Annotated in this window: 14 protein-coding genes; 10 read left to right on the forward strand and 4 right to left on the reverse strand. The window is 74.4% G+C overall.

The window, feature by feature from the left end; genetic code table 11:
- Nucleotides 1-39 precede the first annotated feature (39 nt).
- Nucleotides 40-1,920 (reverse strand): BCCT family transporter, encoded by a 1,881-nt coding sequence (locus tag NT8_RS14415; RefSeq protein ID WP_084468940.1) that lies wholly within the window; start codon nt 1,918-1,920, stop codon nt 40-42.
- 396 nt (nt 1,921-2,316) lie between these two features.
- Nucleotides 2,317-3,165, reverse strand: coding sequence for an exonuclease domain-containing protein (locus NT8_RS14420; RefSeq protein WP_067969176.1), 849 nt, complete (start codon nt 3,163-3,165; stop codon nt 2,317-2,319).
- 257 nt (nt 3,166-3,422) lie between these two features.
- On the opposite strand from NT8_RS14420, the gene NT8_RS14425 reads away from it, so the two are divergent.
- Both NT8_RS14425 and NT8_RS14430 read left to right on the forward strand, forming a co-directional pair.
- The gene (locus tag NT8_RS14425; protein WP_067969179.1) at nt 3,423-3,659 is read left to right on the forward strand and encodes a hypothetical protein; all 237 of its coding nucleotides are present in this window, start codon (nt 3,423-3,425) and stop codon (nt 3,657-3,659) included.
- Between the two features lie 182 nt (nt 3,660-3,841).
- On the forward strand, nt 3,842-4,228 hold the full coding sequence (locus NT8_RS14430) for a hypothetical protein (protein WP_067969182.1): 387 nt from the start codon (nt 3,842-3,844) through the stop codon (nt 4,226-4,228).
- A gap of 29 nt (nt 4,229-4,257) precedes the next feature.
- On the opposite strand, the gene NT8_RS14435 is transcribed toward NT8_RS14430, so the two are convergent.
- Entirely contained in the window at nt 4,258-4,830 is a 573-nt protein-coding gene (locus NT8_RS14435) for a hypothetical protein (protein WP_369406303.1), read from the reverse strand.
- Between the two features lie 687 nt (nt 4,831-5,517).
- Between NT8_RS14435 and NT8_RS14440 the strand changes: the two genes are divergently transcribed.
- A complete protein-coding gene (locus NT8_RS14440) occupies nt 5,518-6,168 on the forward strand; it encodes a hypothetical protein (RefSeq protein ID WP_245646182.1) in 651 nt (216 codons plus the stop codon).
- Between the two features lie 198 nt (nt 6,169-6,366).
- On the forward strand, nt 6,367-6,996 hold the full coding sequence (locus NT8_RS14445; RefSeq protein WP_067969185.1) for an RNA polymerase sigma factor: 630 nt from the start codon (nt 6,367-6,369) through the stop codon (nt 6,994-6,996).
- A gap of 126 nt (nt 6,997-7,122) precedes the next feature.
- Here NT8_RS14445 and NT8_RS14450 read toward each other — a convergent pair whose 3' ends face one another.
- The gene (locus NT8_RS14450; protein WP_067969188.1) at nt 7,123-7,644 is read right to left on the reverse strand and encodes an inorganic diphosphatase; all 522 of its coding nucleotides are present in this window, start codon (nt 7,642-7,644) and stop codon (nt 7,123-7,125) included.
- 82 nt (nt 7,645-7,726) lie between these two features.
- On the opposite strand from NT8_RS14450, the gene dacB reads away from it, so the two are divergent.
- The 6 genes from dacB to folE all read left to right on the forward strand — a co-directional run bounded on the left by dacB (nt 7,727) and on the right by folE (nt 15,137).
- A complete protein-coding gene (dacB, locus tag NT8_RS14455) occupies nt 7,727-9,082 on the forward strand; it encodes a D-alanyl-D-alanine carboxypeptidase/D-alanyl-D-alanine endopeptidase (RefSeq protein ID WP_067969192.1) in 1,356 nt (451 codons plus the stop codon).
- Nucleotides 9,083-9,195: 113 nt separating this feature from the next.
- Nucleotides 9,196-10,302: a zinc-dependent metalloprotease gene (locus tag NT8_RS14460; RefSeq protein ID WP_067969211.1), complete on the forward strand. Its 1,107-nt coding sequence runs from the start codon at nt 9,196-9,198 to the stop codon at nt 10,300-10,302.
- Between the two features lie 103 nt (nt 10,303-10,405).
- Entirely contained in the window at nt 10,406-11,389 is a 984-nt protein-coding gene (tilS, locus tag NT8_RS14465; protein ID WP_067969195.1) for a tRNA lysidine(34) synthetase TilS, read from the forward strand.
- A 149-nt stretch (nt 11,390-11,538) separates the two neighbouring features.
- Nucleotides 11,539-12,093, forward strand: a complete 555-nt coding sequence (gene hpt / locus NT8_RS14470; protein WP_067969198.1) for a hypoxanthine phosphoribosyltransferase — start codon at nt 11,539-11,541, stop codon at nt 12,091-12,093.
- 342 nt (nt 12,094-12,435) lie between these two features.
- On the forward strand, nt 12,436-14,511 hold the full coding sequence (gene ftsH / locus NT8_RS14475; RefSeq protein ID WP_067969201.1) for an ATP-dependent zinc metalloprotease FtsH: 2,076 nt from the start codon (nt 12,436-12,438) through the stop codon (nt 14,509-14,511).
- A gap of 35 nt (nt 14,512-14,546) precedes the next feature.
- Nucleotides 14,547-15,137: a GTP cyclohydrolase I FolE gene (folE, locus tag NT8_RS14480; protein ID WP_067969214.1), complete on the forward strand. Its 591-nt coding sequence runs from the start codon at nt 14,547-14,549 to the stop codon at nt 15,135-15,137.
- Nucleotides 15,138-15,184: the final 47 nt, after the last annotated feature.

Consider the following 15,184-nt stretch of genomic DNA (forward strand, 5'->3'; position numbering starts at 1 on the left):
GGCGGTCGGCTGGTGGCCGGCCGGCTACCGGTCGGCCGGCTACTTGTCGGTCGGCGGCCGGGGGGTGGACGGCCGTGCGCCGTCGATCCCCTCGGTGGAGCCCCCGGCGTCGATGTCGGTCGCCCCCGCGGTCGCGGTGTCGCCGTCCTCGACGGCGGAGATCTCCAGCTGGAAGTCGCCGTCGTACTCCTGCGCGCCGCTGACGACCGCGGCCGTGACGATCTCGCGCGCCTTGTGGCCGCGCACGATCAGCGGGTCGCGCTGGAGGTCCTTGATCAGGGCCACGCAGAGCATCAGCATGACGATCGTCCAGGGCGCCGCCACCAGGATGGTGAGGTTCTGCAACCCGGTCAGCGCGCCGCCCTCGTCACCGTCGGGCCCCGCCGTGACGATGCCCACGGTGAGCATGATCGCGGCGACGGCGGCCATCAGCACGCCCCAGAACACGGTGATCCAGGTCTGCGGCTTGTTGGCGCCGCGCTGCGACAGGGTGCCCATGACGATCGACGCGGAGTCGGCGCCGGTGATGAAGAAGACCGCGACCAGCACGGCGACGACCACGCTCACGACGGTGGCGAAGGGGAACTCCGCCAGCATCCCGTAGAGGCTGGCCTCCTGGTTGTCGGGGTCGAAGAAGGTCGACCCGTTCAGGGTGAGGTCGATCGCGGTGCCGCCCATGATGGCGAACCACACCAGGCTGACCGCGGAGGGCACCAGGATGACGCCGGCCACGAACTGGCGGATGGTGCGGCCGCGGCTGATCTTGCCGATGAACATGCCCACGAAGGGCGTCCAGGAGATCCACCACGCCCAGTAGAAGACGGTCCACCCGGACAGGAAGTCGCGTGCCTCGGGCCCGCTGGCCTCGGTGCGGGCCGCCATGGTGAAGAAGTCCTGCAGGTAGGTCCCGAGGGTGGTGGGGACCATGTTGAGGATGTACACCGTGGGGCCGACGGCGAGCAGGAACACCAGCAGCAGCGCCGCCATCAGCATGTTGGCGTTGGACAGCCACTGGATGCCCTTGTCGATGCCCGAAACCGCGGACGCGACGAAGCAGATCATCAGCGCGACGATGATGCCGGTCAGCAGCCCGATGCTCAGGCCGCCGATGAGGCCGATCTGCTGGAACCCGCCCGCGATCTGCAGCGCGCCCAGGCCGAGCGAGCACGCCGACCCGAACAGGGTGGCGAAGATCGCCAGCACGTCGATCACGCGGCCGACCGGGCCGTCGGCGGCCTTGCGGCCGATGAGCGGGATGAACGCGGAGCTGATGAGCTGGCGGCGCCCCCGGCGGTAGGTGCCGTAGGCGATCGCCAGGCCCACCACCGCGTACATCGCCCAGGGGTGCAGCGACCAGTGGAACATGGTGGTGGCCATGGCGGTGGCCGCGGTCTGGGCGTCGCTGCCGCCGTCGGTCCCGGGGGGCGGGGTGAGCAGGTGCGACATCGGCTCGGAGACGCCGAAGAACATCAGGCCGATCCCCATGCCGGTGGCGAACAGCATGGAGATCCAGGAGATCGTCCGGTACTCGGGTGCCTCGTCGTCGCGGCCGAGGCGGATGTTGCCGTAGCGGCTGAAGGCCAGCCAGAGGGCGATGACGACGAACGCGGACGCGGCGAGCACGAACGCCCAGCCGCCGAAGTGGATGAGGCCGTTCAGCGCCGCCGAGGCGATGTCGCCGAGGCCGCTGGCCGACGAGACGCCCCAGATGAGGAAGGCCGCCGCAAGAGCGGCCGCGATGGCGAACACCACCCAGTCGGTGCGCGGCTTCGCCTTATCGGCGGCCGAGTGGTGCGGGGGCTCCCACAGCAGGTCCTCGGTGGTGTAGAGGTCGCCTGTGGTCGAGCCCTCGGGCTCGGCCCCGGATGCCCCCGGTTCGGCACCGGGAGGATGGGTCGAGGTGTTGTTGTCTGCCGCCACGATGATCGGCGCCCAGGGCGCCGCCTCCTCTCGCAGTGCGCGCCGGACCCACCGCTGTGGGCGCGGTGAGCCGTCGCTCGCGCGCGGCGGTGTCCAGCACGGGTGCCGTGGAACAGGCGGTACTTACCCCCCAGAAGACGTGCTGGACGCGTGGTTCGCCGCGCACCGGGCGGGTCCGGAGCGCGTGGTCGTTCCTCTTGGTACATAGTGCGCCGACCAGGTCGCACTCTGCCACGCGCCTCGCCCGGGAGCTGGACCCGGACGGACACCCGCTCCTGGTCATGGTGCCGGTCGCAACCGGCGGGGTGTCCGGCGATGCCCGCGGCCGTGTCCCGGATCGGCCGGGACACGGCTGCCCAGGGTAGTGGGTGAACGCGTGATTCGTGACGTTCGTCCTTAGACCAGTGCTGGACAGGGCCAATCTCCGTCGACCACGGTGCCGTGCCCGGGCCGCCGCCGGTCGAGCCACTCCTGGCGGCTGCGCGCGAACTCGCGCGCCCACGCCGCCTGGCGCTCGTGCAGGTCGGCGAGGTCGAGGGCGGCGAGTTCGGGGCGGCGCGCACCGATCTCGCGGGCGAGCTCCAGGCAGGCCGCCGCGTCGCCGTGGGCGGTGTGGGCGTCGGTGAGCCGCACCCCGTAGAACTCGCACATGGCGCCGAGGTTCCGCTTGCCGCGGCGGTAGGGGTCGGCGCCGCGGTCGATGACGAGGGGGTCGACGATCGTCGCGGGGGCGCCCGACAGGCGGTCCTCCAGGGTCTTCATGCCGTACCGCCGCAGCTCCTCGGCGAGGACGCACAGGTCGAAGGGGGCGTTGAAGATCACCAGGCCGCGGCCCGCCAGCAGGTGGCCGGCCAGGGCGTCGGCGATCTCCTCCAGGGCCTCCTCGGGGCGTACCCCCTCGGCGCGGGCGCGCTCGGTGGTGATGCCGTGGACGGCGACCGCGCCCTCGGGGATCTCGCGGTCGCCGGGGTGGACCAGCCAGGTGCGGGCGGAGCCGTCGGTGTCGACGAGGGCCGCCGACACCAGGAACGCCTCGCGGGGGTCGTTGGACGAGGTCTCGCAGTCGTAGCCGGCGAGGTCGCCGGTGTGCCAGCCGGCGTGGTCGCCGCGTGGCGGCGGTGCGGGCCGCGGCTCGTGTTCGGCGCAGTAGGTGCGCCACCGGCCGTCGCCCTTGAGGACGACCCCCGCCTCGGCGGCGACCGCGGCGCCACAATCGGTACAGGTTCCCGGATAGCGGTTCCGCATGGGCTTTCCCTGCCTCTCTGGGTCAGGGCAATGCTAACGGCGGGGTGGGACGGTCCACGGGCGAATCCGCCCGTCCCGCAGGCGTTCCGGCCGGGTACGGGGGCCGCCGGGGGCAAGTCGGACGCGGCGGGGGACATGAGCGGGGGGCACAGGGGTAGACAGCAGTCACGCGCGTCCGCCCCGGCGCGGACCGCGGCCCCGACAGCCCCGACGGCGTGGCCCCCGAGCCGCACCGGCCAAGGAGAAGGTGGAGACGAATGAGCCTCGACGAGGCGTCGCGCCAGCTCGAACTCGCCATCCACGACGCCCGGGTGGCGTTCGACTGCATCGCGCTGGACGAGCTGGACCGGGCGCACACCAGCGCCATCACCGCCAGAGCGGCCGTCGACGCCGCCGAGTACGCGATCCGGGTGGAGGTCGAGCGGCGGGCGGGCGAGAAGGACTCCGGCGCGGCCGGGGCGGCCCCGGAACCCCAGGAGGAACCGCGCGGCTGACACCCGGTCGGCGGAGTGGGGGCGCGGCACCGCACGGCGGTCGCCGCGCCGCCGCGCGTCGGGCGCCGTGCGCCGACCGTCCGCCGCGCGCACCGGGTGACCTGCGCGGACGCGGCCGCGACGACCGCGCACACCGCCCCCGTGATCGAACGTGTGTGCGATCCACCGGGTATGCTGAAGGCATGTCCGACCAGCAGTTGTCCCCGGACTGGCCGGCGAGCGTGCACCCGCCCGGGTCGGAGTCCTTCGAGCAGACCGCCGTGGTCTGGCTCTTCGACCACGTGCCCGCCGACTACCGGCTGCACGGGGTGCTGCGCCGCCATCCGGTCGCCCTCTCGCGGCTGGCCCGCCGCCACGTCGCGGCCGCGCTGGAGGGCGCGCGCGAGGGCTACCGCACCGCGCGCGTCGACCTGCGCGACCACCTGCCGCCGCACGCCGTCGACCAGGTCATGAACGCCTACCTGGAGGAGGGCCGGCGCACGGCCGCCCTGCTGCGGGGCGTCGCGGCCGTCGACGACGCCCTGCGCGACGCCGCGCGGCCCCCCGGCGCCGCCGGAGCGGGGGGGTGACCCCGCCGGCCCCCGCTCGCGCCCGCTCCCTAGGCCGTCACCCGTACCACCACGGCGGGCTCGGTGCCGGTGTTGATCAGCCGGTGCCCGCCGCCGGACCCCAGGACCCGGGTGCGCCCGTGCGCGAGGTCCTGGACCGCCAGCATCTCGCCGTCGGGGGCCACCGCCACCATGTGCGCGCGCCCCTGGGCCAGGCGCAGCACCGTCGGCCGGGGGCCGGCCGGCACCGAGGTGAACCCGTTGGGCTCCAGCACCACGGCGGTCACCCGCATGCGGCCGGAGGCCCCCCGGCGGGCGGCGCGCGGGGCGGCCTGCCAGTGCCCGGCGCGGCGCGGCCACAGACCGGGGCGGAGCATGGCGGCCGCCGCGGCGCGGGCGGCGGCGGCCAGCCGGCCCACCGTGGGGGCGGCGCGGCCGGCCAGATGGGCGTAGCCCGAGGGCTGCCCGGCCAGCACGATGTCGCCGATGCCGTCCGGCGACACCGGGGTCACGGGAGCCACGGGGGCGGTCCGGGGCGGCGCGGCCGGGCCCGGTGCGGTGCGGTGCGTAGCGGTGCGGTCGCCGATCGTGGCGGAGGCGAGGGCGGAAACGTCGTAGGTCACCTGGGGTGGTCCTTCACGGGAGCGGCCGCCGGGTACGCGGACACCGGGGCCGGGCTGCGGGTGGTCGGCACGTCCGGGCGCCGGGCCGGGGCGGCCCGCGCGGACGGGATTAGCGGGAGGCGGTCGGTGCCCCCGCCGCGGCGCCGCGCGCGATCGGCGCGCGGGCGGAGGGTGCGGTCAGCGGTGGGCGCGACACGGACACGGACACGGCGCACCGACCCCACGGCGAGCGGCCACGAGGGCGCTGCGAGCCATGCCGGGTCGAACACGGGTGCGCGGGTGCATACCGCCAAGCACACCAAGCCCAGGGCCGGGGTGTCAAGCCGGGGCGGTGCCATGGCGTGTCGTCCGCGTCACGTCGGCGCGGCCGCGCGGCTCCGGGCGCGGCGCCGACGGGACCACCTCGGCCGATCGCCCGAAACACGGGTATCCGTCCGGACCAAATTCCGGGAAAGTCATTGCGATGCCGCGCCGCGGGGTGATGGCATAAGAGGCTCCGACGCCGGGACCCCCGACAGGCCGACGGTCCGGCCGGACCAGCGGCCGCCGCGGCGGCGCGCCGACCACCCGTGCGCGGCGCACCGCGCCCGCGCCGCCGCGATCGTATCCGGCGGGACGCGCGCGCCGGCGGGCCCCGCCGCGCCGGACGAACCGCGCCCGCCCAGCGGGCCGTGCCGGAGGTGAGTGGTGGGCGACGGCGGACCGATCCGCTCCGGAGTACCCGGGACCCCCACCGCTGCCCAGGGCGCCCGCTGGACCCGGCTGGGCGTGCGCGCCGTCATCGCGCTGGCCGCCGGCACCATGGCCGCCGGGTTCGCCGACTGGCGGGCGGGCGTCCTCGTGGCGGCGCTGACCGCGCTCACCTACGTGCTGCTCGCCACGGTCACCCCGCGCCTGCCCGCGCGCGACCCCGCCACCGAGCGCTCCCTGCGCGCCCTCGAACGGCACGGCTACCGCGTCCTGCGCGCCGGCACGGCCCGCCGCCTCGTGGTGGGGCCGGCGGGCGCCTACCTGGTCGAGGCCCCCGCCCGGCCGCCCGCCATCACCGGGACCCCCGGAGGCTGGCGGATCGGCGGCGCCCCGGCCGACCGCGTGGCCGGCCGCCTGGCGGCCGCGGCGGCCCGGCTGGAGGAGGCGCTCGCCCCTGGCGGCGGCGGTCCGGCGGTGGTGCCCGTCGTGGTGGTGGCCGGGCGGCTGCCCGCTCCCGTGATGCGCTCGGGGCCGGCGGTGATCGCGCGGCCGCGCGCCGCCGCCCGCTACATCCTCGGCCGCCCCATGGCGTTCGACGCCGCCGACACCGCCGCCGTGGTCGCGGCCGCCCGCCCGCACCTCGGCTGACGTGCGCCTTGCCGGCCCGCCTGGTTTCCCGCACGGTCGACGGGGGATGACGCGGGGGCGGCGCGGTGGGGCCGGCCGGTCCGCACCCGGCGGCCGCGACACGCCGAAGGGCTCCGGAACCGCGCGCCCTCCGCGTGAATCGCGGCCGATTCGGCGAGATCGCGCGGGATGACCCTGAAAACCGTAAATTCGGGGAACATGACGGACCCGGACCTCGTCCATCTCCTGCGGTCGTCCCGCATCCACCCGACCGACGCCTGCGCGCGGCTCTACGACGCCCACGGCGCCGAGCTCTACCGCGCGTGCCGGGCGGCGCTCGGCGACCCCGACCTGGCGCGGGCCGCGCTGCGCGACACGCTCATCGCGGCGCGCGCGCACATCTTCCGGCTGCACGACCCCGCCCGGCTGCGCGAGTGGCTGCTCGCCCTCGCCGCCGCGGAGTGCGCCCGCAGGTCGGTCCGCCCGGCCGGCGGGCTCCCCGCTCCGCGCCGCGCCGCCGACGACGGCCCCCCGTACCGCCCCGGCGGCGCCCCCGAGGGGGCGGACGCGCTGAAGGTGCGGGTCCTGAGCGCGGTCGCCGAGTCCGACGCGTCGGGCTACCGCGAGCGCGTCGCCGCGCGCGTCCACGGGTTCGACCGCAGCGGGTTCCCCGTCGCACGGCCGCCGCGCGCCGCAGGGGACCCGCCGGTGGTGCGCATCATCCCGGGGGTGGCGGTGGTCGCGTGCATGGTGTTGCTGCTGGTCCTGGCGTGGTCGGCGTACCTGCACGCCACGTCGGACGCCGCGCCGCCGTGGCCGCCCGGCGGCGACCACTCCGAGGACCGGTGACCGGGCTCCGGCCCCGGCGGGGGAGGGGCCGCGCGCCCGGCCCGCCGGAACGCCGCTGCCCGGTGCCGGCCCCCGCGGGCCCGCACCGGGCAGCGGGAGCGGCCGGGTGTCGCGTCGTCCGGCGGTCTACTCGTCCACCTTGATGTGCGAGGTGTCGCCGTGCACGCCGGCCTCCTCGGCCCGCTTGACCGAGGCCACGACCTCCTGCTCGGCGTCGTGGCGGCCCACCCAGGTGGCGCCTTCGACCGACTTGCCGGGCTCCAGGTCCTTGTAGACGGTGAAGAAGTGCTCGATCTCCAGCCGCTCGAACTCGTTCACGTGGTGAATGTCACGGAGGTGCTCCATGCGCGGGTCGGTGGCGGGCACGCACAGCAGCTTGTCGTCGCCCCCCGCCTCGTCGCGCATGCGGAACATGCCGATGGCCCGGCAGCGGATCAGGCAGCCGGGGAACGTGGGGTGCTTGAGCAGCACGAGCGCGTCGAGCGGGTCGCCGTCGTCGCCGAGCGTGCCCTCGATGAACCCGTAGTCGGCGGGGTAGCTCGTCGAGGTGAACAGCATCCGGTCCAGACGGATTCGCCCCGACTCGTGATCCATCTCATACTTGTTACGCTCGCCCTTGGGGATCTCGATTGTGACGTCGAATTCCATGCTGTTCTCGGCTTCCCTTATGCGACTAGTGTCGCAACGTCGATTCCAGGTTGTCGCGCGGCTCAGGAAGGCAGGTGCCGGGGTGCGCCAGGTACGGGCCCGAGCTCTCCTCGCCTTGGCCGTCCTCAACATATTCGTGCTGGTGGCGGGTGTGGTCGCGCTGGACGTGACCGGGTCCCGCCCGCCGGCCGCCATGGCCTATCCTGTCGCCCTCGCCGAGGACGCGCCCGCCGGGGCGCCGCAGGATGCCGCCCGGGTCGACCCGGAGCGGCTCGCGGACAAGCTCGATGATCCCATGGCGGAGTCCGGCATCAGCGAGGGGCTCTCCGCTTACGTGGCCGACGGCATCACCGGCGACCCCCTGTTCGACCGCGACGCCGACGAGGTCCTCGTCCCCGCGTCCACCACGAAGATCGTCACCGCCGTCGCCGCGCTGCACGCCGCCGGCCCCGACGAGCGCGTCCACACCGACGCCGTGCTCGACGGCGACCGCGTGGTCCTGGTCGGCGGCGGCGACCCCACGCTCACCGCCGAGGTCGACCCCGACCGCTACCCGCGCGTGGCCACCCTGGAGGAGCTGGCCGAGGACACCGCCACCGCGCTCGCCGAGCAGGGCGTCACGTCCGTCTCCGTCGGCTACGACGACACCCTCTACCCCGGCTCCGACATGGCCCCCGGGTGGAAGCAGGGCTACGTCGACGAGGGCAGCGTCGCCCCGGTCCACGCCCTCATGCTCGACGGCGGCCGGGTGTACCCCGAGCAGAACTACAGCCAGCGCGTGGAGGACCCGCCCCAGGTGGCGGCCGACGCGTTCGCCGAGCAGCTGCGGGCGGCCGGCGTCGACGTCACCGGCGACCCCGAGCCCGCCGACGCGCCCGACGGTGCCGAACCCGTGGCGACCGTCGCCTCCGCGCCGTTCTCCGCCCTGGTCGAGATGATGATGATCGAGAGCGACAACAACATCGCCGAGGCCATGGCCCGCCAGGCCGCCATCGCCCGGGGCCTGGAGCCGTCGTTCGAGGGCGGCTCCGAGGCCGTCGAGTCCGTCCTCGCCGAACTCGGCGTCGAGGTGCGCGTGGACGACGGCAGCGGCCTGTCGGTGAACAACCGCATCACCGCGGCGTCCCTGGTCGAGGTGCTGCTGCTGGCCGCCGACCCCGACCGCCCGGACCTGTACTTCACGCTCAGCGGGCTGCCCACCGCGCACTTCACCGGCACGCTCACCGATCGGTACTCCGCGGGCAGCTCGGCCGCCGGGGCGGCCGGCCTGGTGCGCGCCAAGACCGGCACCCTCAACGGGGTGAGCACGCTCGCCGGCACCGTCTACGACGCCGACGGCCGGCTGCTGGTGTTCGCGTTCATGGCCAACAACCCGGCCGCCAGCGGCGGCGCGCTCGACGGCCTCGCCCAGGTGCTCGCCGACTGCGGCTGCTCCTGAACCGCCGGGCGCCGACCCCCGCTCCGGCTCCGGGCCGCCCCTGAGGAAACCCGGAAATCGCGTGCGGCCCCCCGTGATCCGCCGACGCAGTGGGTACGGTGAAAAGCGTGAGTCTGATCGACTGGGACATAGCCGTCAACACCGGAGTCCGCCTCGTGCGGCCCGGGCCGCAGGTGGACCTCGCCGACGCGCGCCAAGCCGTGGCGCAGCTCCGCGACCTCTCCGTCACGGCCCAGGGGCACGTCCGCGAATTCACCGGTATGCAACCCCTTGAACCGGCAGGACCAGCGGTCATCGTCGACCGTCCCGGCTGGATCAAGGCCAACGTCGACGGGTTCCGCGTCGTCCTGGAACCCATTCTCGACCGCCTCGCCGCCGACCGCCTGGGCAGCGGCGGCGCGGCCGGCACCCTCACCACAGCGGTGGGCTCGCGGGTGACCGGCGTGCAGCTGGGAGCGGTCCTCTCCTACCTCGCGGGGCGGGTGCTCGGCCAGTACGAGCTGTTCCTGCCGCCCGACCCCGACGGCACCGCGCCCACGGGCCGGCTGACCCTCGTGGCGCCCAACATCGTGCACGCCGAGCGCGAGCTCGACGTCGACCCGCGCGACTTCCGGCTGTGGGTCTGCCTGCACGAGGAGACCCACCGCACGCAGTTCACCTCGACCCCGTGGCTGCGCGACTACGTCCAAGGCCAGATGCAGGAGATGCTGCTGGCGTCCAACATGGACGCCTCCGCGTTCCTCGACCGCCTTCGCGCGGCCGGCGAGGCCGTCGCCGAGGTCATGCGCGGCGGCGAGGGCAACCTCATCTCCGCGTTCCAGAGCGAGGAGCAGAGCGAGATCCTCGACCGCATCACCGCCGTCATGTCCCTCGCCGAGGGCCACGGCGACTACGTGATGGACGCCGTAGGGCCCGAGGTCGTGCCCTCCGTCGCCGAGATCCGGCGCCGCTTCCAGCGCCGCCGCGAGGGCGCCAACCGGATCGACCGGATCATCCGCCAGCTCCTCGGCTTCGACCTGAAGATGAAGCAGTACGAGGAGGGCGCCGCGTTCGTGCGCGCGGTCGTCGCCCAGGTGGGCATGGCCGAGTTCAACCGGGTGTGGGAGTCGCCCGAGACCCTGCCCACCCTCGCCGAGATCCGCGACCCGCAGTCCTGGGTCTCCCGGGTCGTCAGCCCGCCCGCGCTGCCCGGCGCCGGCGCCGAGGCGCCCGCCGGCTGACCCCCGCGCGCGCCACCCGACCCCGAGCGGGGTCCGCCCGACGGCGGGCCCCGCTCGTGCGTGCCCGGCCCCCGGCCTGCGCGCGGGCACTACATTCGGAGGCATGACGGGCCCGCCGCCACCGGTCGCGGCCGCGCGGCGCGCCGTGCGGCGCGCGCTCGCCGGCCTGCCCGCGGGCGCCCTCGTCCTCGTCGCGTGCAGCGGCGGCGCCGACTCCCTCGCCCTCGCGGGCGCCACCGCGTTCGCCGCGCCCCGGTGCGGCCTGCGCGCCGGCGGCGTGACCGTCGACCACGGCCTGCAGGCCGGGTCGGCCGCCCGCGCCGCCGCCGTCGCCGACCGGCTCCGCGCCCTCGGGCTCGACCCCGTGACCGCGCCCGCCGTCGAGGTCGGCCGCTCGGGCGGCCCCGAGGGCGCCGCCCGCAGCGCCCGCTACGCCGCGCTCGACGCCGCGGCCGACCGGGCCGGCGCCGCCGCCGTGCTGCTCGGCCACACCCGCGACGACCAGGCCGAGACCGTGCTGCTGCGGCTGGCCCGCGGGTCCGGCGCCCGGTCGCTGGCCGGCATGGCCCCGGCCGTCGGCCGCTACCTGCGGCCCTTCCTCGGCCTGGACCGGGCGACCGTGCACGCCGCCTGCGCCGCCATGGGCCTCGACCCCTGGGACGACCCGCACAACGCCGACCCCGCCTACGCGCGCTCGCGGGTGCGCCACGGCGCCCTGCCCGCCCTGGAGCGCGACCTCGGCCCCGGGGTCGCCGCCGCCCTCGCCCGCACCGCCGACCTGCTGCGCGACGACGCCGACGCCCTCGACTCCTGGGCCGGGCGGGCCGCCCGCACGGCGGCGCGCGGCCCCGGCGGACTCGACGCCGCCGCCCTCGCCGACCTGCCGCGCGCGGTGCGCACCCGGGTGCTGCGGGGCGCGGCGCTGGCCGCCGGCTGCCCGGCGGGGGCGCTCACCGCCGGGCACGTCGCCGAACTCGACCGGCTGGTCGCGGACTGGCGCGGGCAGGGCGCGATCGACCTGCCCGGCGGGCGGCGCGCCCGGCGCGCGGAGGGCCGCGTCGTCTTCTCCGCGCCCCCGCCGCCGTGATCCCCGGCGCCCGACCGGCGGCCCGCCGGGGGCGGCCTGCGGCGTTCGCGCCGGTCCGCGCCGTGCCGGGGGACCGGGTGGCGGGTTGTGGACCTTTATCCTTGTTGCGTTGTGGTTTCCCACGAGTCGAGCAGCGAGGTCGGTAGAGCGTGGACGCGAAAGACATGGGCGACGACCTGGAGAAGATCCTGGTCACCGAGGAGCAGATCCGGGTCCGCAACCGGGAGCTCGCCGCCGAGATCGACGCCGACTACGCCGGGCGCGACCTGCTGCTCGTCGGGGTCCTCAAGGGGGCGGTCATGGTGATGGCCGACCTCGCCCGGGAGCTGCGCCACCCGTGCGCGATGGACTGGATGGCGGTGTCCTCCTACGGGGCGGGCACGACCTCCTCGGGCGTGGTGCGCATCCTCAAGGACCTGGACACCGACATCAAGGACCGCAACGTCCTGGTGGTCGAGGACGTCATCGACTCCGGGCTCACCCTGTCGTGGCTGGTCGGCAACCTGCGCTCGCGCGGCCCGGCGTCGGTGGAGATCTGCACCATGGTCCGCAAGGAGCTGGCGCTGGAGGTCGACCTCAACGTCCGCTACATCGGGTTCGACCTGCCCAACGAGTTCATCGTCGGCTACGGCCTGGACTACGCGGAGAAGTACCGGAACCTGCCGTTCATCGGCACCCTCGCCCCGCACGTGTACGGGTCGTAGGGGCGCCGCCCCGGCGGTGCGGTGCGCGATCGGCCCCGCCGCCGGGAACAACGCGGGCGTCCGCGCGCGTTGGTGTCGTGACGGGGCCGTGCCGACCGGGTGCTCCGAGGCGTGAGTGCACTCGGTCACGGCGGGGGTGTACCGTCGAATATCCCGGCATCACTGTAGGGAAAACGTGTCCGATAGGTCCCGCTTCCGGCGGCCATGAGGCTTCCCGGTGGGACGGTGGGGGCACACGGCGCAGTGCGCCGAGCCCGCCACCGGCCCCCGGTCGGGGACCTCGTGGATTCTCGGGGCAGGCCGCCTGGTCAGGAGGGACGGACCCAGCGGGGTTCCGTATCGATGAATCTCAAGCGCTTGTACCGCGGGCCGTGGCCATGGATCGTGGCCATCGGCCTCATGCTCTTCGTCTTCTTCCAGCTCACGAGCCTGGGTTCCGGCTCCGATCCGGAGAAGGTCGACACCTCGCGGGTCTTCGACCTGATCGCCGCCAACGAGGTCGACAACGCCCGGCTGATCGACAGGGACCAGCGGATCGAGCTGACCACGACCGACGGCGACGTCTACGAAGCCTACTGGGTCGGGGACCAGGGACAGCAGATCGCGGACCAGCTCCGCGACGTCCAGCAGCAGGACGACAGCAACCTCTCGTCATTCGACGTCGAGGTGCCGCAGGACAGCATGTTCGTGTCGCTGCTGTTCAGCTTCCTGCCGCTCATCATCATCATCGCCATCTTCCTGTTCGTCATGAACCAGATGCAGGGCGGCGGCTCCCGGGTGATGAACTTCGGCAAGTCCAAGGCCAAGCTCATCACCAAGGACACCCCGAAGAGCACCTTCGCCGACGTGGCCGGCGCCGAGGAGGCCATCGAGGAGTTGCAGGAGATCAAGGAGTTCCTGCAGAACCCGGCGAAGTTCCAATCCATGGGCGCGAAGATCCCCAAGGGCGTGCTGCTGTTCGGTCCGCCCGGCACCGGCAAGACCCTCCTGGCGCGCGCCGTCGCGGGCGAGGCCGGGGTGCCGTTCTACTCCATCTCCGGCTCCGACTTCGTCGAGATGTTCGTCGGTGTCGGCGCCTCCCGGGTCCGCGACCTCTTCGAGCAGGCCAAGGCCAACGCCCCCGCGATCATCTTCATCGACGAGATCGACGCCGTCGGCCGCCACCGCGGCGCCGGCATGGGCGGCGGCCACGACGAGCGCGAGCAGACCCTCAACCAGATGCTGGTCGAGATGGACGGGTTCGACGTCAAGGGCGGCGTCATCCTCATCGCCGCCACCAACCGGCCCGACATCCTCGACCCCGCGCTGCTGCGGCCGGGCCGCTTCGACCGCCAGATCGTGGTCGACCGCCCCGACATGGAGGGCCGCAAGGGCATCCTCCACGTGCACGCCAAGGGCAAGCCCATGGCCGCCGACGTCGACCTCGACGTGATCGCGCGCCGCACCTCCGGCATGACCGGCGCCGACCTCGCCAACGTCGTCAACGAGGGCGCGCTGCTGTCGGCGCGCGCCGGGCGCAACGAGATCGACCTCGCCACCCTGGAGGAGGCGATCGACCGCGTCATGGCGGGCCCCGAGCGCAAGACCCGGGTCATGGCCGACACCGAGAAGAAGGTCATCGCCTACCACGAGGGCGGCCACGCCCTGGTCGGGCACGCGCTGCCCAACGCCGACCCCGTGCACAAGATCACCATCCTGCCGCGCGGCCGGGCCCTGGGCTACACCATGTCGGTGCCGATGGAGGACAAGTTCCTCACCTCCCGTTCGGAGATGATGGACCAGCTCGCCATGATGCTGGGCGGGCGCGCGGCCGAGGAGCTGGTGTTCCACGAGCCCACCACGGGCGCGGCCAACGACATCGACAAGGCCACCAACCTGGCCCGCAACATGGTCACCGAGTACGGCATGAGCGAGCGGCTGGGCGCGCGCAAGTTCGGCAGCGGCAACACCGAGCCGTTCCTGGGCCGCGAGATGTCGCACGCCCGCGAGTACTCCGAGGAGATCGCCTCGCTCATCGACGAGGAGGTCCGCCGGCTGATCGAGTCCGCCCACGACGAGGCGTACGAGATCCTGGTCGAGTACCGCGACGTCCTCGACGACCTGGTGCTGCACCTGCTCGACAAGGAGACCCTCACCAAGGAGGAGGTGCTGGAGATCTTCGCGCCGATCAGCAAGCGGCCGGCGCGCGGCTCCTTCACCGGCTACGGCAAGCGCCAGCCCTCCACCCAGCCCCCGGTCAAGACGCCCAAGGAGCTGGCCCTGCTGGGCCCCAAGGACGTCGAGGAGCTGACCGGCGGCACCAACGGCCAGGGCGGCGGCTACAGCGGCGGCGAGGCGTGGAACGGCGAGTCCGGCCCCACCGCCTCGGGCGGCAACGGCACCGGCGAGCCCGGCACCGGCCCCGGGAGCCCGGCGTGACCCGGGGCGCCGGGGCCGCCGACGACGAGTTCCCCCTGGTCGTCCCGTCCGAGAAGGGCGTCGACCAGCCGCGCATCGAGAAGGCCGTCCGGGAGATCCTGCTCGCCATCGGCGAGGACCCCGACCGCGACGGCCTGCGCGACACCCCGGCGCGGGTGGCGCGCGCCTACGAGGAGCAGTTCGCCGGGCTGCGGCAGGAGCCCGGCGACGTCCTCACCACGGTGTTCGAGGCCGGGCACGAGGAGATGGTGCTGGTCAAGGACATCGAGCTGTACTCCACGTGCGAGCACCACCTGGTGCCGTTCTTCGGCAGCGCGCACGTCGGCTACATCCCGAACGCCAACGGCCAGATCACCGGGCTGTCCAAGCTGGCCCGGCTGGTCGACGTCTACGCGCGCCGACCGCAGGTGCAGGAGCGGTTGACCACGCAGGTCGCCGACGCCGTCATGGGCCACCTCGAACCGCGCGGCGTGATCGTCGTCATCGAGGCCGAGCACCTGTGCATGACCATGCGCGGGGTGCGCAAGCCGGGGGCCAAGACCGTCACCTCCGCGGTGCGCGGCGACTTCCGCAACCGCGACCGCACCCGGGCCGAGGCCATGGGGCTCATCCTCGCCCGCGACTGACCCCGCCCGGCGCGCCGCCCCACTCCGCTCCGCGGTGGGGGGCGGCG

The organism is Nocardiopsis trehalosi NBRC 14201 (assembly GCF_001552555.1).
In the GTDB taxonomy this organism is placed as follows: domain Bacteria; phylum Actinomycetota; class Actinomycetes; order Streptosporangiales; family Streptosporangiaceae; genus Nocardiopsis_B; species Nocardiopsis_B trehalosi.

Bases quoted from the DNA above. Each gene is read 5' to 3' on its own strand.
- NT8_RS14420 (WP_067969176.1), bottom strand. From the start codon at position 3,165: ATGCGGAACCGCTATCCGGGAACCTGTACCGATTGTGGCGCCGCGGTC.
- NT8_RS14425 (WP_067969179.1), top strand. From the start codon at position 3,423: ATGAGCCTCGACGAGGCGTCGCGCCAGCTCGAACTCGCCATCCACGAC.
- NT8_RS14430 (WP_067969182.1), top strand. From the start codon at position 3,842: ATGTCCGACCAGCAGTTGTCCCCGGACTGGCCGGCGAGCGTGCACCCG.
- NT8_RS14445 (WP_067969185.1), top strand. From the start codon at position 6,367: ATGACGGACCCGGACCTCGTCCATCTCCTGCGGTCGTCCCGCATCCAC.
- NT8_RS14450 (WP_067969188.1), bottom strand. From the start codon at position 7,644: ATGGAATTCGACGTCACAATCGAGATCCCCAAGGGCGAGCGTAACAAG.
- tilS (WP_067969195.1), top strand. From the start codon at position 10,406: ATGACGGGCCCGCCGCCACCGGTCGCGGCCGCGCGGCGCGCCGTGCGG.
- ftsH (WP_067969201.1), top strand. From the start codon at position 12,436: ATGAATCTCAAGCGCTTGTACCGCGGGCCGTGGCCATGGATCGTGGCC.